Genomic DNA, 19,200 nt, shown 5'->3' with positions numbered 1-19,200 from the left:
GGCATCAGTTTTCCTGAGGGTTGGAATGCGGCGGCTGCTCTTCCTCAACGGCATCAAGGCATTCGAGGCTGCGGCGCGGAGCGGCAGCTTTGCGGCGGCAGGTAGCGAACTCAACGTATCGGCGGCCGCGGTCAGCCGGATGGTGCATCTTCTGGAAGACCGGCTCGGGGTGGCGCTGTTCGAGCGCAAGGCCAACCGCCTGGTGACGACGGCCGCCGGTCGCACCTATCAGAGCGGGCTGACGCCGATCTTCGACGCGCTGGCGAGCCTGACCGCGCAGGTCACCGCGCCCTCCACCGTCCGCGTGCTGACCATCGGCGTCGGGCCCACCTTTGCGATGCGCTGGCTGATCCCGCGGCTGGCGGATTTCCACAAGCAGGAACCCAACATCGATGTCCGCATCACCACCGGCGGCGCGGCCGCGCCGTTCGGCGAGGACTGGAGCTGCGGCATCCAGCTCGGCGACGGCGAATGGCCGGGGCTGATCGCCGAGCCGCTGTTCGCGGCCGATCTGTTGCCGGTCTGCGCGCCCCGCCTCGCCAGCTCGCTCAAGCGGCCCGGCGATCTGAAGGGACCCGCGCTGCTGCGCGTCGCGCATTCGCCTGACGACTGGCCGTCATGGCTGAAGGCGGCAAGCGTCGCCCGCGTCAGCGCGCGCGGACCGGAGTTTCAATTCTACGGCCAGGCGCTGCAGGCCGCGGTCGACGGCCTCGGCATCGCGATGGGCATCCGCCCCTATATCGACGACGACCTCGCCGCCGGCCGGCTGGTGGCGCCGTTTGCGCTGAGCGTGCCGAAGGGCATGCGCTGGTACCTGGTCTATCGCGAATACAGCACCGGCCAGCGCGACTTTGTCGCGTTCCGGCGCTGGATCATCCGCGCGGCGGCCGAACCCGCCGCCCGCCGCAAGGGCCCGCGCCATGCCAACTGAACGCATCGACACGCTGGTCATCGGCGGCGGCCAGGCCGGGCTCGTGATGAGCTACCGGCTCAAGCAGCGCGGCATCCCGCATCTGGTGCTGGAACGGGCGCGCATTGCCGAGCGCTGGCGCAGCGAGCGCTGGGACGGGCTGAAATTCCAGTTCCCGAACTGGTCGGTGCAACTGCCGGATTTTGCCTTTCCGCACAGCGATCCGGACGCTTTTGCGACCAGCGGCGAGATCGTGGAATTCATCGACGCCTTTGCCGAATTCGTCGCGCCGCCAATCCGCTGCGGCGTCGAGGTCACACATTTGAAGCGCGGCGACGCCGGCTTCATCGCCGAGACCGCGGATGGCACCATCGAGGCCAACAACGTCGTGGTCGCGACCGGGCCCTATCAGCAGCCGCTGATGCCGGACCTGCTGCGCGATGATCCGGTGTTTCAGGTCCATGCCAGCAGCTACAAAAATCCCGACCAGCTGCCACCGGGCGCCGTGCTGGTGGTTGGCGCAGGCGCGTCCGGCGCGCAGATCGCCGACGAACTGCATCGCGCCGGCCGCCGCGTCTTTCTTTCGGTCGGCCAGCACACCCGCATGCCGCGCCGTTACCGCGGACAGGATTTGACCTGGTGGTTCGGCGCCCTTCGCCTGTTCGACATGACGGCGGAGCAGCGCGGCCCGATCCGGGTCAACCCGTCGATCACGGGCGCCTATGGCGGCTACACCATCGACTTCCATCGATTCGCCGCTGACGGCATCACGCTGCTGGGAAGGGTTTTGGCGGCGCGCGACGGCGTGCTCGAGATTGCCGCTGGTCTCGCCGAAAATCTCGCCAACGGAGATCTCTATTATGCAGGTTTCCTCGACATGCTGGACGCGCATGTCGAACAGCACGGCCTCCATCTGCCCACTGACCCCGCCGCCCGTATTGTGCTGGCCGATCCGCCTTGCGTCACCGAACCGATCCGGCGCCTCGACCTCGGCAACGAGGAGGTCCATGCGGTGGTCTGGGCCACCGGCTACGGCGTCGATTTCAGCTGGATCGACCTTCCGGTCCGGGATGGCAGCGGCGAGCCGGTCCATCGGGGCGGCGTGTCAGAGGTAGCGGGGCTCTATTTCCTCGGCCTGCCCTATCTGTCGAAGCTGTACTCCGCCTTTTTGTCGGGCGTCGGCGACGATGCCGCCGTGCTCGCCGATCACATTGCCGCCCTACGCTGAAGTTCCCGCTTCCGCAAAAATGCCGCGAGATGTGAACCGGTTCACACCGGCCGTCGAAAAACCATGGTCTGGTCAGGCCCGGATGATCGCGGGGGCGATCGGGATCCCGGGAGTTCAGCCATGATTTACGGCGGCTTTGAAATTCAGTCGTTCGAAGCGGGGAGAGGGCAATGGCACGCCAGGATACAACGAGCCGATCTCGCGCCGGTCGTCATCGATGGCTTGTCGTTTCCGACGCTCGAAGTCGGCTTTGCATGGTCCGATCCGGAAGCGGCGATCGCGGATGCGAAAGCCCATATCGACCACAACCGGCAGCGCTACACGATGGCGGCGTCGGTCTGAAACAGGCGGCTGGGATGTCGCAAGTCGAACCCAACCCGGCGCAGCCACCCAGGCAGGTGATGTCGAACTGCCCGCAATGCAGTGCCTCCCTCGCCGTGCTGCGCATCATCCCCGGCAAGGCCGGCGCCGAATACTGGACCATGCGCTGCACGAAGTGCGGCGGCATCCATCTCGACATCGTCAAGGCCGATTCACCCCCCGCGACGGTTGCGGATTCCGGCGACGTCTTCGCCTGACGCTGACACCTGCTGACATTGGAACGGCCTAAAATCGGCCGTTCAATCAACACCGGCTTTGCCCTTTTTTCGCGCGCCGATTGGCCCCATATTCGCCCCATGGCGAAGAAACCCGACTCCCCGAAAAAATCAGGCAAAACCCCGAAATCCAAAGCGCACCGGCCGGAAGTTCAGCCGATCGGGCCCGCTCTGGCGGAACTGCTCAATCCCGCGATCAACCGCGGCGATGCCGGCATGGGCTCGGGCACCGGCCTGCAGCCGCCGCCGGATAATTCGAAGGACCGCCGTTCCGGCGGCGAAGCCGCCGTGCATCGCGCGCGATCGTCGACGCCCAAGAACTTCCCGCCGAGTTCCGCCGATCCCTATCCGCAACCGCTGCGCCCGAATCCGCAGCCGCCGGGCGCACGAAGCAATCCGGACGGCCTCGACGAAGCCCCGCAAGCCAATTACGGCACGTCGGCGACCATCCCGACGCTCGATCCGGCACTGGCAAAACAATTCGGCTTCACCACCGAGGAGGAAGACGCCGCCGCGCTGGCGCGGCCGCCGCGCAACAAGATGGAGGCGCTCGGCGTCCAGGCTACGGCCGATGCGCTGGAAGATCTGATCCGCGAGGGCCGGCCCGAATTCAAGGGCGAAGGCGGCGGCGTGAAGGTCTGGACGCCGCACCGCCCGCCCCGCCCGGAGAAGTCCGAAGGCGGCGTGCGCTTCGAGATCAAGTCCGAGTATGAACCGAAGGGCGACCAGCCGACCGCGATCAAGGAATTGGTCGAAGGCATCAGCCGCAACGACCGCACCCAGGTGCTGCTCGGCGTCACCGGCTCCGGCAAGACTTACACCATGGCCAAGGTGATCGAGGCGACGCAGCGCCCCGCCATCATCCTGGCGCCGAACAAGACGCTGGCGGCGCAGCTCTATGGCGAGTTCAAGAGCTTCTTCCCCGACAACGCGGTGGAATATTTCGTCTCCTATTACGACTACTACCAGCCCGAAGCCTATGTGCCGCGCACCGACACCTACATAGAGAAGGACTCCTCGATCAACGAGCAGATCGACCGCATGCGCCACTCGGCGACGCGCGCGCTGCTGGAGCGCGACGACGTCATCATCGTCGCGTCCGTGTCGTGCATCTACGGTATCGGCTCGGTCGAGACCTACACCGCGATGACCTTCGCGCTGAAGAAGGGCGAGCGCATCGACCAGCGGCAATTGATCGCCGACCTCGTGGCGCTGCAATACAAGCGCACCCAGGCCGATTTCACCCGCGGCACCTTCCGTGTTCGCGGCGACGTCATCGACATCTTCCCGGCGCACTATGAAGACCGCGCCTGGCGCGTGAACCTGTTCGGCGACACCGTCGAAAATATCGAGGAATTCGATCCGCTCACCGGCCACAAGCAGGACGATCTCGAATTCATCAAGATCTACGCCAACTCGCACTATGTGACGCCGCGGCCGACGCTGGTGCAGGCGATCAAGTCGATCAAATCAGAATTGAAGCTGCGGCTGGACCAGCTCAACAACCAGGGCCGGCTGCTGGAAGCGCAGCGGCTGGAGCAGCGAACTACGTTCGATCTCGAAATGATGGAAGCGACGGGAAGCTGCGCCGGCATCGAGAACTATTCGCGCTACCTCACCGGCCGCCGCCCCGGCGAGCCGCCGCCGACGCTGTTCGAATACGTCCCCGACAACGCGCTTGTTTTCGCCGACGAAAGCCACGTCACCGTTCCCCAGATCGGCGCCATGTTCAAAGGCGATTTTCGGCGCAAGGCGACGCTGGCCGAATACGGTTTCCGCCTGCCCTCCTGCATGGACAACCGCCCGCTGCGCTTCGAGGAGTGGGACATGATGCGCCCGCAATCGGTCGCGGTGTCCGCCACGCCGAGCGGCTGGGAGCTGAACGAAAGCGGCGGCGTGTTCGTCGAACAGGTGATCCGCCCCACCGGCCTGATCGATCCGCCGGTGAACATCCGCCCTGCCCGCACCCAGGTCGACGATCTCGTCGGCGAAGTCCGCGCCACCGCGCAGGCCGGCTATCGCTCGCTGATCACGGTGCTGACAAAGCGCATGGCGGAAGACCTCACCGAATACCTGCACGAGCAGGGCATCCGCGTGCGCTACATGCACTCCGATATCGACACGATCGAGCGCATCGAGATCATCAGGGATCTCCGCCTCGGCGCGTTCGACGCGCTGGTCGGCATCAACCTCTTGCGCGAGGGCCTCGACATTCCCGAATGCGCGCTGGTCGCGATCCTCGACGCCGACAAGGAAGGCTTTTTGCGCAGCGAGACCTCGCTGATCCAGACCATCGGCCGCGCCGCGCGCAACGTCGACGGCAAGGTGATCCTCTATGCCGACCAGATGACCGGCTCGATGGAGCGCGCTATCGCCGAAACCGACCGCCGCCGCGAGAAGCAGGTCGAGTACAACACCGCCAACGGCATCACGCCCGAAAGCATCAAGAAATCCATCGGCGACATCATGAACAGCGTCTACGAGCGCGACCATGTGCTGGTGGAAATCGGCGACGGCGGCATGGCCGACGACGTCATCAGCATCGGCCACAATTTCGAGACCGTGCTGAACGATCTCGAAACAAGAATGCGCGAAGCCGCCGCCGATTTGAACTTCGAGGAAGCCGCCAGATTACGCGACGAAGTCAAACGCCTCCGCGCCACCGAGCTCGCCGTGGTCGACGACCCCACCATCAAGCAGCGCGGCGTGGCCGCGAAGGCCGGTGCGTACGCGGGCACGAAGAAATATGGCGACTCCGCGAACCTCCCGGCCAGCGCCTCGAAGAAAAGAGGCTTCGGAATGCGCGGCGGCAGCGGTGCCTCTTCCCCCTCGCCCCGCCCTTCGCGGGGAGAGGGTCGGGGTGAGGGGCAGCCCACGGGCGGTGCCACCGGCACCTCCAAAGTCCACAAACCCCACCTCGACGAAATGCACGGCCCGGAATCCCTGCCCGACCGCCCCAGCGGCGCAAAACCGCGCAAGCCCGACATCGGCGGCAACACCAAAATCTTCCAGCCCACCGACTCTCGCCAATCGGGGCCGGAGTTCGGCCCGGCGCCGCGATCGAGCGGCGGCGCACCGGGGCATCGGGGCGGGTGGAAGAAGAGGTAGCGATCAATCATTAAGCCGTCATTCCGGAAGCCGCGAAGCGGCTGTCCGGAATCCATACTCCCGATCGCGGTTATGGATTCCGGGTTCGATGCTTCGCATCGCCCCGAGACGAGCCCTACCCCACGCTTGCAATCCCCACCGCCAGCAGCGACAGCAACATCACGTTGGTCACCAGTTGCAGCGAGGTGACCGGCTGGGTCCGCCAGCGCGCGATCTTTTCGATGAAGGACAGGCTGGCGTCGAAGAACAGCGGTTCGAAGCCGTACCCGAACCGCTTCGGGAATTTGCGCGCGAGCCACGGCGTCAGCAGGGCGTAAAAGACAGCGGCCAGCACGACGAAGATCGCGGCGCCGTAGCGCTGGCCGACGATTTCGTGGCTGCCGACAAGCTTGAGCATCAGCGCAGCGGCGGCGAAGGTGGGGAAGCCCTGGAACAGCGCGGTCAGCACAAAACCTTCGAGACGGTTCCGCGAGCTGGATTTCGGGGCTGACATGACGTTCATGGCGGCGGCTTTCTGTGGTCCCCGGTGGGGACGTTGATGCCGCCAGGATAGGTGGTTGTGCAGGGGTGTGGCGTGATGCGTGTCACGCACTCCCTCCCCTTGTCATTCCGGGGCTCGCGAAGCGAGAGCCCGGAATCCATACTCCCGATCGTGGTTATGGATTCCGGGCTCGTGCTTCGCACGCCCCGGAATGACGAGGGAGGGTGGGTGCGCCGCCGATCACCCCGACCGCCGATTACTCGTGTTCTGCGTCATATTGCCGTGATCGCCCTGTTCGCGGATGTTGTTCTTCTCGTCGTCGCGATGGCCCTTGGTGGTGTCGACGGCCACCTTCGGCGTGCTGCCGGGGCCCTTGTGACTCCTGTTCTCCTCGGGAACGGGCGTAATGGTTTTTTCAATCGGTTTGGTCATCAGATTCTCCATTGATAGCAGGAGAAACGCGGGACAGGCCGTACTCGTTCCCGCGTGAACGCGGCCCCGCCTTGCGCCGACCAAGCCAACATGAACCAATTGTTCCCGCCGACTGAAACCATGACCCGCCCGATGCCGAAATCGTTTGCTGCTCTCGTCGCGCTGGCCATTGCCGGCGCCTGCCTGCTCGCCAGCCCGGCTCGCGCTGACGATGCCGACCGCGCGCTGCTGTCGACGTTTTGCGAAGCTACCGATATCGAAGGATCGACCTGCAAGCGGGCGAAGAACTATCCGGATGCGGGAGACCGTGCGTGCGACGTCAAGCTGACAGCCGATCGTCACAGTGGCCGGTTCATCGCCGCAGGCAATCCGCTTCTGGTGGTCAATTACGAGAGCGGCTGCGAGCCGCACGCGACCGACAATGGCGGCTCGGTCGTGTTCGAGCAGAGCGGCGGCAAGACCAGTTTCAGGAGTTTTCAGCCGGGCTCGCAGGTCAATGACTGCATCACCCTGGCGAAGAGCGCGCAGCAGGATTGGCTGATGTGTATCACCGGCCATACCGGCCAGGGCAATCTGGAAACCGGCGTCGCCGAGTTCGTGTTCACCCAGGACTACAGCAGGAACATCAGCATCTCGCCGGATTTTCTGATCACCGCGGCGGATTCGATTCGCGCCTATGGCGCCAACGTCGTTACCTGCAAGGAGCGTTCGAAATATTTCGAAGTCTCGGACATCAAGGCCGGGCCGCGGCCGCAGACGCTGACCGTGACAGTGCGCCATGCCGACGCGAACACGATCCGGAAGGCCTGCCGCAAGGTGTTTCCCAAACCGAAGGAAGTCTTTGGCAAGCTCTCGCGCGGCGAGGCCTATGTGCCGGAAGGCTACGAGAGGCGCGGCAAATTCATCATCGATCTTGTCACGCGCAAGGTGACGCCGCAGGGGTGAGGAAGGCGGGCTTTTGTTGTTCTCCGCTATGTGGGGCGACATCGACGCCACTCGAACGGTCGGCTCCCTCCCCCCTTGCGGGGGAGGGTTGGGGAGAGGGGTAAGCCACGCGCACCGCCGTTGCCGCCACCCCTCTCCCTGCCCCTCCCCCGCAAGGGGGGAGGGAACGGAAAGAGCTGCGGCAAAACGGCACGACGGGCAAATCACTTCCGATTTACGGAAATCGTGTCAAGCAGGAAATTTCTGCAAATCAAAAATATTTCTCTTTCCATCCGCCCCAAATCGCCTGCACAACTATCGGCATCCCGTCCCACTCAGAGGGGCGTCGGCCGTCGTCATGACGAGGGGCGGGTCGCGGTGGACGCTGAGGTTGCGATTGACGGTCGCGGCTGAAGCGTACGGCGAAAGCGTGTGGTCCTGGCGCCCGTAACGGCGTCAAGTCTTGCGGAGCGATCCGCGAGGCGACGGTGGCAATAGAGGCCGTCTCACCGGGGAGAGCGCGTCATAAGCCGTAAAGCCATTGCGCAGGGAATGTCGGATGTTCTCCGCTGCCCTGTATGCTCGTGTGCGCACTTCCTTGTGCACATTGCACACGAGACCGCGGGTGCAGCGCGCATCCGGCATTCCCTGCGCCCTCTGATTTTCGGGGGCGAAAGAATTCTTGCAAACCTCGGGCGCAACGCGTCGCGGGAATGCGAAGACATGTTCTCTACCCGTCATCCCCGCGCAACGGCTACGCCGTTGTCGCTGGAGGTGCGAGCGCAGCGAGCCTCGAAGGATGAATCGGCCACAGTCGGGCCGTCGTCCTTCGAGGCGCGCAAGAGCGCGCACCTCCCGAGCGAGCGCAAGTGCGTTCGTCCGGGGATGACGGATTAGAGAGTAGTCGGTTTGGCTGTTTGAAATTCGAATCCCTTCCATTTCATTCGCACGCGAACGCACCAGCGGCCGCGCCGGTGCAGCGTATTCCAGCGGCCTCCGTAGTTCCTCGCATTGCCAACCCAACCGTTCGGCCCACAATGCAGCCGGGCGTCAATTGCAAGTTTTGATTGAAGACTTGCAGCTGGCAGTAGTGAACCGTTTCCACGCTGGCGACGTCAGACTTTGTGCCTGCTTTTGCGGATCGGCCGCTGTGTTATGGCGTTCGCTGTGGAACCGGCCGCCGCGGGGCACGTTGAAACTCGGCGGAGAACGACTGGATGACCGCGGACCTGCATCGGCAGCGCCTACTGAATTTCCTCGACGTCTACTATGCCGGCGACATCGAGGGGGCGCTGGCGCGCTGCACCGACGATGTCGAATTCATCGCCAACGCCCCGGTCGACCTGCTTCCCCACATGGGTCATCGCCGCGGCACCGAAGCGATGCGCGAGATGTGGACCACCGTCCACGCCCGCTATTCCGAGATGCGTTGCGAGGTGCCGATCCTGGTCGCCGAGGGCGACAGGGTGGCGGCGAACATCCGGGTGTTCTTCCGCAAGCGCAGCAATCAGCGGATGGTGCAGTTCGACATCGCGGCGTTCTATACCTTCCGCGACGGCCGCATCGCCCAGATCCGCGAGATCATCGACACCTTCGACATGGTCGAGCAGCTGCTGGAGCGCGACGTCAGCGCGGCCCTGAAGGGTGGGAAGCCGGAGTAGATGGAGACAATGTCATTCCGGGGCGATGCAAAGCATCGAACTATGGTGCGCAATTGCGCACCTGAGAATCTCGAGATTCCCCGGTGCGCAATTGCGCACCTGAGGTCTGGTCCTGCGGACCATCCCGGAATGACGAATTATACGTCACCGTTGAACCTCACCGCCCCGGCGACGACACACCACAAGGCTTTTTCCGGGGCAAAAGAACATATGAAGATCGCATTGCTGGCTCTGCTTGGTTTGGCGTTGGGGGCGCTGGGAGGTGCAGCACTTGGAATCGGGGCCGGGCTGGCCTGGGTCGAAATCTTTAAAGTCACGAGTTTTGAAGGCTATAACGGCATGCTGGTGTTCTTTACCTTCATGCCGCTGGGCGCCGCGATCGGCGGTATCGGGGGCGCTTTGCTGTTCGGCGTGATCGCGATCAAGGACGCCGAGATCGCCATCGAGCGCGAGCCGGTGCGCCGCCGGGAGCGGTAAAAACGGCGCGAGCGGCGGCAAAAACACGGAAAATCCTGCATTTGTGCAATGCAGAAACGTCGGTTGTATTTTAGCGAAAAACGCCTATTGTTAGTGTACGAATGAATTTAGCGACTGGCCGGCGTCGACGCGGACGCCTTGGGGCCGTTCTTGGGCCGTTGCCGTTTGAAATCAGTTTCAAGGACCAACTCAAATGACAGAGCATAGTCTCTGGCGTTTTTCGCGCGCGTTGCATCGTGCGATCAATGAACGCCAGCCTGCCGATCTCGAAGCCCTGCTCGACGAGGACGTCGATTGGGCGATCTATGGACCGATCGACATGTTTCCGTTCTTCGGCTCGCGCCGGGGCAAGGCGGCCGTGATCGAGGTGATCAGGCAGATCGCCGAGAACATCCGCGTCCATCGCTTCGACCGCGAGTCGATCATGCTGGGGGTCGATTCCGCCGCCTCGATGATGCGCTACTCGCTGACCGCGCTGGATTCGAACAAGCCGATCAGCCTGCGGGTCGCGCATTTCGCCCAGTTCAAGGCCGGCAAGCTGACCAACCTCCGCGTGCTGGTCGACACCTTCGACCTGGTCGAGCAGGCGGTGGGTTATCCCATCCATCTGCCGCGCATGGCGGTTTAGCCGCCTACGATTTATGTCTTCGTCATGCCCGGGCTTGTCCCGGGCATCCACGCCTTTGCTTTGCCAGCCCCAAGCAAGACGTGGATGGCCGGGACAAGCCCGGCCATGACGGACTCTGGTGCTTATCGCACATGCGCCCTCGCCATAATTTCGCACCACCGCCAACGCATTCTGCACCAGATTTGGAATGCGGGCGGGTAATGACTTCCACGACACGATTTGGCTGGACAAGGCTGCCGTTGCTGGTGGCCGGCTTCAGCTTGGCCGCGGTGCTGGCCGTGGCGGCGCAAACGCCGCCCGCCGATGAAGATACCGAAGAGCTGGCGGAGGAAGCGGCCCCCGACGTCGCGGCGGCGCCCGACGTGAATGACCCTGATGTCATGAAGGATATCGACGTCTCCAAGCTCGACTGGAGCCAGCTCGATCTCGATGCCGCGCCCCTGACCGGGCCTGCCGCCAAGACCCGCGCGGCATCGAAAGCCGCGACCAGCGCAGACACGGCCTGGTCGGCGAACGAAAAGGCGAACGGCAGCTCCGCGGTGTCGGTCAAGCAGTCGCTGACCCCGTTCTGGGATGCGCGGATCGGCGCCGACATGACGGTCGCCCGGCAAGGCACGCTGACGGCCCAGGAATTGCTGTCGGAAAAACTCGCCAATGGCGGCAGCCTGCCGCAATCGTCCGGCACCGCCTGGGCCGCGATCACAGCGCCGGGTGTCGGCTCGATCTGGGACAAGACGTCAGTCGAAGCCCGCGTCGATCCCGGGGCGGACCAGAGCAAGCTCGGCACCTCCCTGAGCAAATCGCTGCCGCTCAGCGAGCAATACTCGCTGACGCTGCAGAACAGCTACAATCTGATCCAGCAGGGCATCGTTCCGGTGCCCGGCATCATCAGCCATCCGACCCGCAGCTATGAGACCGACCAGTCGGCGCGACTGAGCATCACCGACACCGGCACCAGCTTCATGGCCGGCCAGACGCTGTCGACCTCGGACGACAAATGGCTGCGCAAGGTCGGCGCCGAGCAAAAACTGTTCGACGGCGTCACCATCTCGGGTTCGGTCGGCGAGACCCCCTCGGGCGTGGTTAACAAGAGCTTTGGCGCAGGCTTCAAGCGCAGCTGGTAAACCGCTGCAGTTCTTCGCCAATCCACTTCAGAATGATGCAGCATTGCCGCATATTGGCCCAGATGCAGACAAATTCCACACTACTGATAGGAACGCTTCACTTCGTCGTGCGGGGGACGTCCGCGCTCGCTTATCGCGAAACAGAGGAATGGCCGATGAACGCTACCAATCGAACCGAACAAGTTGAATCAACTGAGGATGTCGTCGACAGCAACCTCGCTGCGGTGTCGGAAGTCGAGGCCGGGATCCGCGACTTCGTCCGCAACGACATCGCCTATCTGCGCCGTCCGCCTGCGGGTGCCACGGAAACCGTGCCGCTCGATGCCAGCGCGGAGGCCACCGTCAACAACGTCAACTCGCTGATCCAGCGCGTCGCTGGCACCTCGCTTGCTGAAATCGAGAAGCTGATCTCGGAACTCGAGAGCCTGCGCGATCTCCTGCATGCCGAAGGCCAGCGCGTTCAGCGCGAAATCTCCGGCTATGCGCAGCTCAGCCAGGCGGCGATGAAGTCGACGCGCATGATCGCCGACAACGTCACGCAGTGGAAGCGCGCCGCCGACGGGCTGCGCAACAGCTGATCCGGGATCCTGGCTGATCCGGGATCTTTTACTGATTCCAGACCGTTGCAAAAATCCTACACCCGCCGTCTTCTTCAACAGAAGGCGGCGGTTTCGTTTGATATGTGGCTGTTTTGAACTTTATAAGCAGCGCGTCGGGATCAAGGGACGGATGCCCAACGGTAGGCAAACTTCCAGGGATACGAGATGCAAAACGGTCAGCCCAACAACACCCATCCACTGCCGCATTCGGCACATGGCATGGGCACGCTCATGGTCCGGTTCGTCGGACTGCTGACGGTTGCGGTAGTGTTGATGACGCTGATCTGGAGCAGCTGACCCGGCGACGGGCAGGCCAGCTTTAAGGTCGCACGGTTCCAAGTGCTGGTACGATCCAGCACCATGGTTAGCAAAGCCTGACCTTATTGGATGGTCGACGTGCTCTCGAGCGTGTAGCCGCCGTCGGCATAACCCTTCACCACCATCGCAGTCGTCAGCATCACGCAAAGCGTGACGGTAGCGAAAATAAAGCCGACAAGTTTCAGGTGACTGCGATCTGCCATGGTCGTGCCCTCGGTACTTCCCCTAGGTCTCATATGGCAGGCAGAAAGTTCAAAATGTGTTAGCAAATAAATTGCTTCGCAGAATGGTAAACTGCGCCCGGACCAAGAAAACGGTTCGCTAAGCATACCGGCTCGGATCAGGAACCCGCGCTCCGCCACGCACGAAGGCGGTGGCCAAAAACGAGTACACCTGTTCGCCGCGCTGGTTGGTTCCGGTATTGCGGGCCTGCAGGATGCCCCATTCGGGACGCTTGTCCGAGGTGCGCTTGGTTTCGACGACACTCGAAAAACTGATGGTGTCACCGGCCAATACCGGCCTGATCCAGCGCAGTTCGCGAAAACCGGGCGACGGTCCCCAGACCGCAACTTCCTCGCCGCGCGCAATCGCCTCCCGCGTCAGGCGCTGGCCGTCGGCGACCAAGAGCTTCATGCAGACAGAGCCGACATGCCATCCTGACGCCGCCAACCCGCCGAACAGCGATTGGCGTCCCGCCTCCTCGTCGAGGTGAAACGCCTGCGGATCGAACTGCGCGGCGAATTGCTTGATCAGCTCGGCGGTGAAGGTGAACGATCCGAGCTCACGCCGCGAACCGATTTCAATGTCCTCAAAGAAACGCATTGAAGATCCTATTCCGCCGCGGCATCGGCGCGACGGCGCACGATGATCGGCGACACCATCTCGCACAGCGTCACGCCGGCGGCGTTCTTGACCACGCCCTTGAACGTCACGATGCCTGTCTCGGGACGGCTGCGCGAGACTCGTGCCTCCGCGACCTCGATATCGAGCATCAGATCATCGCCCGGCCGCAGAGGTGAGAGCCAGCGCATCTCGTTGACGCCCGGCGAGCCCATCGACGCGGTGCGGCCGATGAAGCCGTCGAACATCATCCGCATCATGATCGAGCAAAGATGCCAGCCCGACCCGGAGAGGCCCTTCAGCATCGACTTGGCTGCGGCCGCTTCGTCCAGATGCATCGGTTGCGGGTCGTACTCCGCAGCATAAGCCAGGATCTCCTCGCGCGTGACGTGGCGCGGTCCGAACGTACCGAAATGGCCGGGCTTGAAATCTTCGAAGGTGAGCGTTGTCATGATGGGATTTTACAGTGCGGAAGCCCGATTGTGGCCGTTATTTGCAGCAATCTCAACCCGCCCACCCGCATGGCTCGTGCCCGACGGGCGAGCACCGTTGCAACCGGTGCGCGTCTTCGGCTTGCTCGAGACCCCATTCGGAGCTAGGCCCTGTGCGCTCAAGAGCGAGGCTGGACGCGAATCACTTTCGACTTGCCGGGAGAACCACCGATGTTCGATTTTCAGGATCTGTTTCAGTGGGACCGTTTTATCACGCCCACGATCATCAAGACCTTTTACTGGCTGGTGATCGGCCTGATCGTGCTGTTCGGTATATCCGGCATTTTCTCAGGGCTAGCCGCGATGGCGATCAGCCCGTTCGGCGGCTTCATCGTGCTGCTGTCCTCGATCGCCAGCGTCGTGGTCGGCGTGGTGTTTTCACGCATCGCCGCAGAATTCATCCTGATCGTATTCCGCATCAACGAGCACCTCGGCGCGATCCGCGACCAGGGCCAGACGCATTAAGTATTGAACCTGAAATGCATGACGTCGCCGTCGGCGACGACGTATTCCTTGCCCTCCAGCCGCAGCTTGCCGGCGTCGCGCGCGCCGGCTTCGCCACCCAGCGCGACGTAGTCGGCATAGGCGATGGTCTCGGCGCGGATAAAGCCCTTTTCGAAATCGGTATGAATCACGCCGGCCGCCGCAGGCCCTTTGGTGCCGCGGTTGATGGTCCAGGCGCGGGCCTCCTTCGGCCCGACGGTGAAGTAGGTGATGAGGTCGAGCAGCTGGTAGCCGGCGCGGATCAGGCGGTCGAGGCCGGCCTCTTCGAGGCCGAGCGTATCGAGGAACTCGACGCGCTCCTCGCGTGACAGCGTCGCGATCTCGGATTCGATCTTGGCCGAAATCGCCACCGCGACTGCGCCCTCTTTCTTGGCGTGCTCGAACACCTGTTTGGAAAAGCTGTTGCCGTCCTTGGCCGAGCCTTCCTCGACGTTGCAAACGTACAGCACCGGTTTCGACGTCAGCAGGCCAAGCATGCCAAAGGCACGCTCTTCTTCTGCCTTGCGTTCGAGGAACCGCGCCGGCTTGCCGTCGCGCAGCAGCACCAGCGCGCGGTTGACGAGATCAAGCTGTTCCTTGGCATCCTTGTCGTTGCCCTTTGCCTTCTTGGTAAGATTGTCGACGCGCTTTTCGAGGCTGTCGAGATCGGCCAGCATCAGCTCGGTCTCGATGGTCTCGATATCAGCCAGTGGCGCGATCTTGCCTTCGACATGGGTAATGTCGGAATCCTCAAAGCAGCGCACCACATGCGCCACCGCGTCGACCTCGCGGATGGTGGCGAGGAACTGGTTGCCGAGGCCCTCGCCCTTGGAGGCACCGCGCACCAGGCCCGCGATATCGACGAAGGTCAGTCGCGTCGGGATGATCTGGGCCGACTTAGCGATGGCAGACAATTTATCGAGCCTGGGATCAGGCACCGCCACCTCGCCGACATTCGGCTCAATGGTGCAGAACGGATAATTCGCCGCCTGCGCCGCGGCAGTCTCGGTCAGCGCGTTGAACAGCGTCGACTTGCCGACATTGGGCAGGCCTACGATACCGCATTTGAATCCCATGACGTGTCCTGAAGTCTGTTGCTGGCGGTCGGCGGCGCGTTACGCAGCGCCGTCATCGCCCTTGTCTAAAAATCCCTTGGCCTGCAGCGCCAGGTGCACCTTGTTCTGAAACGTCGAGGCGCGCTCGGTCGCGAGCAAGCCGGCATTGTCGGCGACCGCCTCGCACAGAGCCTCGACCCAGGGCCGATCGCTCTTGGCGAAATCCGACAGCACGTGGCTGTGTACCAGCTCCTTGACGCCGGGATGACCGATCCCGAGCCGCACCCGGCGATAGTCGTTGCCGATATGCGAGGAGATCGAGCGCAACCCGTTATGGCCGGCAATGCCACCGCCGACCTTGACGCGTACTTTCGCCGGCGGCAGTTCGAGCTCGTCCTGAAACACGATGATCTCACCGACCCCGAGCTTGAAGAAGTTCGCGGCTTCCTGCACCGCACGCCCGGACTCGTTCATGTAGGTCATGGGCTTGAGCAGGACCACGCGCTCGCGCTCAAGCGTGCCTTCCGACGTCTCGCCCTGAAAACGGCGGCGCCATGGTGCGAAACCATGACGCCGCGCAATTTCATCGACGACCGCGAAACCGATATTATGCCGGTTGTTCGCGTATTTCGTGCCGGGATTACCGAGGCCAACAAACAGGCGCATGACGCGGCATCCCGCGTTCGCTTACTTCTTCTTGTCGCCAGCCGGTGCCTTGGCGCCAGCCGCGGGTGCCTTCGCACCAGCCGCCGGAGCAGCAGCACCCGCTGCGGGCGCAGCAGCCGCACCCGCCGCCGGAGCAGCACCGGGAGCCGCAGCACCGCCAGCGGCAGCCGCAGCAGCCGCCTTCAGTTCTTCGGCGTAGCCGGACGGCGGCACGATGGTCACGAGCGTTGCATCTTCACGCGACAGCGACTTGACGCCAGCGGGCAGCTTGATGTCGGACAGATGCAGCGAGTGGCTGATTTCCAGCGCGCCGGCATCGGCCTCGATATACTGCGGAATATTGTCGACCGAGCATTCGAGATCGATGGTGTGGGTGACGATGTTGACCGTGCCACCGCGCTTGACGCCGGGCGAGACTTCACCGTTGACCACATGCAGGGGAACGCTGACGCGGATGGTGGCGCCTTCACCGAGCCGCATGAAGTCGACATGCAGCGGGAAGTCACGCACCGGATCGAGATGGAAGTCGCGCGGAATCACGCGGTGCTTCTTGCCCTCGAGATCGATGTCGTAAATCGTGGTCAGGAACCGGCCGGCCAGAATGCGCTGGCGCAGTTCGGCATCGTCGACCGAGATGGTCACGGGGGGCTGGTTGTTGCCATAGATCACTCCGGGAACTCTCCCGGCGCGACGCTCTGCCCGGGCGGCCCCCTTGCCGCTCTGCGGACGCGCGGTCGCCTTCAATTCCTTGACGGTCGCCATCGTGTTAAGTCCTTGTTTTCTAAAAAGTTAAAGGCCGCAACGCGGCCCGGTAGCGTCCGACAGCAAGCCTCCAGGGGTGCGGGGGCTGCGGACGTGGCGGGCTTTTAGCCCCAAAGCGCCAAAATGACAAGGAAATCAGGGGATTTTTCTGCCCGCCTTCAAAGCCTGTCATTGCCGGGCTTGACCCGGTAATCCATCCTTCATCGCCGGTCTTTTCATGAAGATTGATGGATGCCCGGGCACAGGCGAGCGGAAGCGACGCCGTTCTTCGAACGGCTATGCCCGGACATGACATAGACCCTCAGCTGGTCGCCGGCTGAGAACCCCCTAGCCTGGCTTCCAGCGCTTCGATGCGGGTCTTCAGCGCCTCGTTTTCCTCGCGCGCCAGCCGGGCCATGTCCTTGACCGCGTCGAACTCCTCGCGCTTGACGAGGTCGAGGTCGCGCAGGATGCGTTCGGCCTGGTTGCGAACGACCGCATCGACCTCGCGCTTGACGCCCTGGGCGGCGCCGGCAGCGTCGTTCATCAAACGGCCGATCTCGTCGAAAAACCGATTGTTGGTCTGGGTCATCGCTAAACGCTCCGGTCGCTGCAACTGGGTCTGCTTCCAGCAAGACAATGGCGATCCAAACGCCCGGGTTCAAGAGTGCCGTTCAACGCCAAGGTGATGTCCGTTGCCTTGTCATGCCCTCCTTTCCTTGCAATCGTAGCGGGCGCCCACCCCCCTAGCCAAAATCAGAAAACAGAAACGCACATGATCGACCAGCAGATCGACATCCAGACCAAGGACGGCAAGACCACCACTTTCATCACCCATCCCGAGCGCGGCGGACCGTTTCCCGTCATCCTGTTCTACATGGACGCGCCGGCGATCCGCGAGGAATTGCGCGACATGGCGCGGCGGCTCGCGACCTCAGGCTACTACGTGATGCTGCCCAATATGTATTACCGCTCCGGCGTGATGGAGCTGGGGCCGATTCCGCCGGACCCGGATGCGCCCGAGCGCAAGCGGATGTTCGAGTTCATGGCCTCGATCAATATTCCGATGGTGATGGAGGACACCAAGGCCCTGCTCGCCTATGCCGCGACCCAACAGGCCGCCAACACCGCCATCGTCGGCACCGTCGGCTACTGCATGAGCGGCCGCTACGCGGTCAACGCGGCGACGCATTTTCCGGACCAGGTGAAAGCCGCTGCCTCGATCTACGGCACGCATCTGGCGACCGACCAGCCGGACAGCCCGCATATTGCCGCCGGCAAGACCAAGGCCGAACTGTACTTCGCCTGCGCCGAAACCGATATCTACGCGCCGGCCGAGATCATCGAGCAGCTGAAGCAGGGCATGAAGGGATCGAACAACGAGGTCGAGGTCTATCCCGGCACCCATCACGGCTTCGCCTTCCCGAAGCGGCCGGTCTATCACCGCGACGCCGCCGAGCGGCATTGGGAGCGGCTGCTGGCACTCTATCGCCGCAACCTCGCCACCTGATCGCAAGGTTCCGATGTAAGGGTCCCCGCCGATCTTCGGCGTGGCCTATGCCGTCTACACCAAGGCCCTGTGAGCCCAATGCCTTTCCTCACCATCGACTTTCCAGTTTTCAATCCGATCGCCTTCTCGATCGGATGGTTCGTGATCCGCTGGTATGCGCTCGCCTATATCGGCGGCATCGTGCTGGGATGGATTTATGCACGGTCACTGGTCAAAAATGAGAGATTATGGGGCGGGCCGGCGCCGATCACGCTGGTGCAGCTCGACGATTTCATCCTGTGGGTCACGATCGGCATCATCGTCGGCGGCCGCACCGGCTATGTGCTGTTCTACAATCCCGCCTACTTTGCGCAGCACCCGGCCGAGATTTTCGAATTGTGGAACGGCGGCATGTCGTTTCATGGCGGCTTCCTCGGCTGCGTCGCCGCGGTGATGCTGTTCTGCCGCAAACACGGCATCTCAATCCTCTCGCTCGGCGACATCACCACCGGCGTCGGGCCGATCGGATTGTTCCTCGGGCGGCTCGCCAACTTCATCAACAGCGAGTTGTGGGGCCGGCCGGCCGATTCCAGCGTGCCCTGGAGGATGGTGTTCCCAAATGGCGGGCCGCTGCCGCGCCACCCCAGCCAGCTCTATGAGGCGGCGCTCGAGGGCATCCTGCTGTTTGCGATATTGGCGGTCATGATTCGGATGGGTGCCCTGAAGCGGCCGGGCCTGATCCTCGGCAGTTTCATCGCGATCTACGCAATTGCCCGAATAATAAGCGAGTTCTTCCGTGAGCCGGACCCGCAGCTTGGATTTTTGTGGGGCGGGCTGACTATGGGTATGCTGTTGTCGGTGCCGATGATCATTGCCGGAGCCATCCTGATGGTGATGGCATGGCGCAAGGCGCCGGAGCATTTGCAGAAGTCAATTTAACGCAAGGCAG

General features: G+C 63.1%; 24 protein-coding genes. 15 read left to right on the top strand and 9 right to left on the bottom strand.

Annotation, left to right across the window (positions count from 1 at the left end; all coding sequences use genetic code 11):
• The first annotated feature begins 25 nt into the window (after positions 1–25).
• The 5 genes from JQ575_RS16425 to uvrB all read left to right on the top strand — a co-directional run bounded on the left by JQ575_RS16425 (position 26) and on the right by uvrB (position 5,842).
• Positions 26–931 (top strand): LysR substrate-binding domain-containing protein, encoded by a 906-nt coding sequence (locus JQ575_RS16425; protein ID WP_212034273.1) that lies wholly within the window; start codon positions 26–28, stop codon positions 929–931.
• Entirely contained in the window at positions 921–2,138 is a 1,218-nt protein-coding gene (locus JQ575_RS16420) for an NAD(P)-binding domain-containing protein (protein ID WP_212034272.1), read from the top strand. Before JQ575_RS16425 ends, JQ575_RS16420 begins: the two co-directional genes overlap by 11 nt.
• A gap of 120 nt (positions 2,139–2,258) precedes the next feature.
• Positions 2,259–2,480, top strand: a complete 222-nt coding sequence (locus JQ575_RS16415; RefSeq protein WP_212034271.1) for a hypothetical protein — start codon at positions 2,259–2,261, stop codon at positions 2,478–2,480.
• Between the two features lie 14 nt (positions 2,481–2,494).
• On the top strand, positions 2,495–2,716 hold the full coding sequence (locus tag JQ575_RS16410; protein WP_212034270.1) for a hypothetical protein: 222 nt from the start codon (positions 2,495–2,497) through the stop codon (positions 2,714–2,716).
• 99 nt (positions 2,717–2,815) lie between these two features.
• Positions 2,816–5,842 carry an excinuclease ABC subunit UvrB gene (gene uvrB, locus JQ575_RS16405; protein WP_212034269.1) on the top strand — a complete coding sequence of 1,009 codons (3,027 nt, stop codon included), beginning with the start codon at positions 2,816–2,818 and terminating at the stop codon, positions 5,840–5,842.
• A 115-nt stretch (positions 5,843–5,957) separates the two neighbouring features.
• Here uvrB and JQ575_RS16400 read toward each other — a convergent pair whose 3' ends face one another.
• Positions 5,958–6,290 (bottom strand): hypothetical protein, encoded by a 333-nt coding sequence (locus JQ575_RS16400; protein WP_312015948.1) that lies wholly within the window; start codon positions 6,288–6,290, stop codon positions 5,958–5,960.
• A 273-nt stretch (positions 6,291–6,563) separates the two neighbouring features.
• Complete coding sequence (locus tag JQ575_RS16395) at positions 6,564–6,755, bottom strand: hypothetical protein (protein ID WP_212034267.1); 192 nt, start codon at positions 6,753–6,755, stop codon at positions 6,564–6,566.
• Between the two features lie 90 nt (positions 6,756–6,845).
• Between JQ575_RS16395 and JQ575_RS16390 the strand changes: the two genes are divergently transcribed.
• From JQ575_RS16390 to JQ575_RS45705, 7 genes are all read left to right on the top strand, one after another.
• Positions 6,846–7,700, top strand: a complete 855-nt coding sequence (locus JQ575_RS16390) for a hypothetical protein (protein ID WP_249166682.1) — start codon at positions 6,846–6,848, stop codon at positions 7,698–7,700.
• A 1,196-nt stretch (positions 7,701–8,896) separates the two neighbouring features.
• Positions 8,897–9,340: a nuclear transport factor 2 family protein gene (locus JQ575_RS16385; RefSeq protein WP_212034266.1), complete on the top strand. Its 444-nt coding sequence runs from the start codon at positions 8,897–8,899 to the stop codon at positions 9,338–9,340.
• Between the two features lie 210 nt (positions 9,341–9,550).
• The gene (locus JQ575_RS16380) at positions 9,551–9,817 is read left to right on the top strand and encodes a hypothetical protein (RefSeq protein ID WP_212034372.1); all 267 of its coding nucleotides are present in this window, start codon (positions 9,551–9,553) and stop codon (positions 9,815–9,817) included.
• Positions 9,818–10,010: 193 nt separating this feature from the next.
• Positions 10,011–10,445 carry a nuclear transport factor 2 family protein gene (locus JQ575_RS16375; RefSeq protein WP_212034265.1) on the top strand — a complete coding sequence of 145 codons (435 nt, stop codon included), beginning with the start codon at positions 10,011–10,013 and terminating at the stop codon, positions 10,443–10,445.
• A gap of 200 nt (positions 10,446–10,645) precedes the next feature.
• A complete protein-coding gene (locus JQ575_RS16370; RefSeq protein WP_212034264.1) occupies positions 10,646–11,569 on the top strand; it encodes a hypothetical protein in 924 nt (307 codons plus the stop codon).
• Positions 11,570–11,724: 155 nt separating this feature from the next.
• The gene (locus JQ575_RS16365) at positions 11,725–12,147 is read left to right on the top strand and encodes a hypothetical protein (RefSeq protein WP_192737666.1); all 423 of its coding nucleotides are present in this window, start codon (positions 11,725–11,727) and stop codon (positions 12,145–12,147) included.
• Positions 12,148–12,333: 186 nt separating this feature from the next.
• Positions 12,334–12,465: a hypothetical protein gene (locus JQ575_RS45705; RefSeq protein WP_283816511.1), complete on the top strand. Its 132-nt coding sequence runs from the start codon at positions 12,334–12,336 to the stop codon at positions 12,463–12,465.
• Positions 12,466–12,548: 83 nt separating this feature from the next.
• On the opposite strand, the gene JQ575_RS16360 is transcribed toward JQ575_RS45705, so the two are convergent.
• The 3 genes from JQ575_RS16360 to JQ575_RS16350 form a co-directional block, all read right to left on the bottom strand.
• The gene (locus JQ575_RS16360) at positions 12,549–12,689 is read right to left on the bottom strand and encodes a hypothetical protein (RefSeq protein WP_212034263.1); all 141 of its coding nucleotides are present in this window, start codon (positions 12,687–12,689) and stop codon (positions 12,549–12,551) included.
• Positions 12,690–12,807: 118 nt separating this feature from the next.
• The gene (locus JQ575_RS16355; protein WP_212034262.1) at positions 12,808–13,308 is read right to left on the bottom strand and encodes a MaoC family dehydratase; all 501 of its coding nucleotides are present in this window, start codon (positions 13,306–13,308) and stop codon (positions 12,808–12,810) included.
• Between the two features lie 8 nt (positions 13,309–13,316).
• Complete coding sequence (locus tag JQ575_RS16350) at positions 13,317–13,778, bottom strand: MaoC family dehydratase (protein ID WP_212034261.1); 462 nt, start codon at positions 13,776–13,778, stop codon at positions 13,317–13,319.
• Between the two features lie 210 nt (positions 13,779–13,988).
• On the opposite strand from JQ575_RS16350, the gene JQ575_RS16345 reads away from it, so the two are divergent.
• The gene (locus tag JQ575_RS16345; RefSeq protein ID WP_192737670.1) at positions 13,989–14,282 is read left to right on the top strand and encodes a DUF4282 domain-containing protein; all 294 of its coding nucleotides are present in this window, start codon (positions 13,989–13,991) and stop codon (positions 14,280–14,282) included.
• Here JQ575_RS16345 and ychF read toward each other — a convergent pair.
• The 4 genes from ychF to JQ575_RS16325 all read right to left on the bottom strand — a co-directional run bounded on the left by ychF (position 14,279) and on the right by JQ575_RS16325 (position 17,354).
• Entirely contained in the window at positions 14,279–15,376 is a 1,098-nt protein-coding gene (gene ychF / locus JQ575_RS16340) for a redox-regulated ATPase YchF (protein ID WP_212034260.1), read from the bottom strand. The two genes, JQ575_RS16345 and ychF, sit on opposite strands and share 4 nt — an antisense overlap.
• Before the next feature lie 39 nt (positions 15,377–15,415).
• Complete coding sequence (gene pth / locus JQ575_RS16335) at positions 15,416–16,021, bottom strand: aminoacyl-tRNA hydrolase (RefSeq protein WP_212034259.1); 606 nt, start codon at positions 16,019–16,021, stop codon at positions 15,416–15,418.
• Positions 16,022–16,042: 21 nt separating this feature from the next.
• Positions 16,043–16,783, bottom strand: coding sequence for a 50S ribosomal protein L25/general stress protein Ctc (locus JQ575_RS16330; protein WP_212034258.1), 741 nt, complete (start codon positions 16,781–16,783; stop codon positions 16,043–16,045).
• A gap of 301 nt (positions 16,784–17,084) precedes the next feature.
• Positions 17,085–17,354: an accessory factor UbiK family protein gene (locus tag JQ575_RS16325; RefSeq protein ID WP_192737674.1), complete on the bottom strand. Its 270-nt coding sequence runs from the start codon at positions 17,352–17,354 to the stop codon at positions 17,085–17,087.
• 183 nt (positions 17,355–17,537) lie between these two features.
• On the opposite strand from JQ575_RS16325, the gene JQ575_RS16320 reads away from it, so the two are divergent.
• Both JQ575_RS16320 and lgt read left to right on the top strand, forming a co-directional pair.
• On the top strand, positions 17,538–18,272 hold the full coding sequence (locus JQ575_RS16320) for a dienelactone hydrolase family protein (RefSeq protein ID WP_212034257.1): 735 nt from the start codon (positions 17,538–17,540) through the stop codon (positions 18,270–18,272).
• Between the two features lie 78 nt (positions 18,273–18,350).
• Positions 18,351–19,190, top strand: coding sequence for a prolipoprotein diacylglyceryl transferase (lgt, locus tag JQ575_RS16315; RefSeq protein ID WP_212034256.1), 840 nt, complete (start codon positions 18,351–18,353; stop codon positions 19,188–19,190).
• The last annotated feature ends 10 nt before the right edge of the window (positions 19,191–19,200 follow it).

Origin of the sequence: Bradyrhizobium sp. JYMT SZCCT0428 (assembly GCF_018131075.1) — a bacterium.
Lineage (GTDB): Bacteria > Pseudomonadota > Alphaproteobacteria > Rhizobiales > Xanthobacteraceae > Bradyrhizobium.
The sequence above is the reverse complement of the archived record's forward strand: the minus strand, read 5'-3'. Positions and strand labels throughout refer to the sequence as shown.

Bases quoted from the DNA above. Each gene is read 5' to 3' on its own strand.
- JQ575_RS16425 (WP_212034273.1), top strand. From the start codon at position 26: ATGCGGCGGCTGCTCTTCCTCAACGGCATCAAGGCATTCGAGGCTGCG.
- JQ575_RS16420 (WP_212034272.1), top strand. From the start codon at position 921: ATGCCAACTGAACGCATCGACACGCTGGTCATCGGCGGCGGCCAGGCC.
- JQ575_RS16415 (WP_212034271.1), top strand. From the start codon at position 2,259: ATGATTTACGGCGGCTTTGAAATTCAGTCGTTCGAAGCGGGGAGAGGG.
- JQ575_RS16410 (WP_212034270.1), top strand. From the start codon at position 2,495: ATGTCGCAAGTCGAACCCAACCCGGCGCAGCCACCCAGGCAGGTGATG.
- uvrB (WP_212034269.1), top strand. From the start codon at position 2,816: ATGGCGAAGAAACCCGACTCCCCGAAAAAATCAGGCAAAACCCCGAAA.
- JQ575_RS16395 (WP_212034267.1), bottom strand. From the start codon at position 6,755: ATGACCAAACCGATTGAAAAAACCATTACGCCCGTTCCCGAGGAGAAC.
- JQ575_RS16390 (WP_249166682.1), top strand. From the start codon at position 6,846: ATGAACCAATTGTTCCCGCCGACTGAAACCATGACCCGCCCGATGCCG.
- JQ575_RS16385 (WP_212034266.1), top strand. From the start codon at position 8,897: ATGACCGCGGACCTGCATCGGCAGCGCCTACTGAATTTCCTCGACGTC.
- JQ575_RS16380 (WP_212034372.1), top strand. From the start codon at position 9,551: ATGAAGATCGCATTGCTGGCTCTGCTTGGTTTGGCGTTGGGGGCGCTG.
- JQ575_RS16375 (WP_212034265.1), top strand. From the start codon at position 10,011: ATGACAGAGCATAGTCTCTGGCGTTTTTCGCGCGCGTTGCATCGTGCG.
- JQ575_RS16370 (WP_212034264.1), top strand. From the start codon at position 10,646: ATGACTTCCACGACACGATTTGGCTGGACAAGGCTGCCGTTGCTGGTG.
- JQ575_RS16365 (WP_192737666.1), top strand. From the start codon at position 11,725: ATGAACGCTACCAATCGAACCGAACAAGTTGAATCAACTGAGGATGTC.
- JQ575_RS45705 (WP_283816511.1), top strand. From the start codon at position 12,334: ATGCAAAACGGTCAGCCCAACAACACCCATCCACTGCCGCATTCGGCA.
- JQ575_RS16360 (WP_212034263.1), bottom strand. From the start codon at position 12,689: ATGGCAGATCGCAGTCACCTGAAACTTGTCGGCTTTATTTTCGCTACC.
- JQ575_RS16355 (WP_212034262.1), bottom strand. From the start codon at position 13,308: ATGCGTTTCTTTGAGGACATTGAAATCGGTTCGCGGCGTGAGCTCGGA.
- JQ575_RS16350 (WP_212034261.1), bottom strand. From the start codon at position 13,778: ATGACAACGCTCACCTTCGAAGATTTCAAGCCCGGCCATTTCGGTACG.
- JQ575_RS16345 (WP_192737670.1), top strand. From the start codon at position 13,989: ATGTTCGATTTTCAGGATCTGTTTCAGTGGGACCGTTTTATCACGCCC.
- ychF (WP_212034260.1), bottom strand. From the start codon at position 15,376: ATGGGATTCAAATGCGGTATCGTAGGCCTGCCCAATGTCGGCAAGTCG.
- pth (WP_212034259.1), bottom strand. From the start codon at position 16,021: ATGCGCCTGTTTGTTGGCCTCGGTAATCCCGGCACGAAATACGCGAAC.
- JQ575_RS16330 (WP_212034258.1), bottom strand. From the start codon at position 16,783: ATGGCGACCGTCAAGGAATTGAAGGCGACCGCGCGTCCGCAGAGCGGC.
- JQ575_RS16325 (WP_192737674.1), bottom strand. From the start codon at position 17,354: ATGACCCAGACCAACAATCGGTTTTTCGACGAGATCGGCCGTTTGATG.
- JQ575_RS16320 (WP_212034257.1), top strand. From the start codon at position 17,538: ATGATCGACCAGCAGATCGACATCCAGACCAAGGACGGCAAGACCACC.
- lgt (WP_212034256.1), top strand. From the start codon at position 18,351: ATGCCTTTCCTCACCATCGACTTTCCAGTTTTCAATCCGATCGCCTTC.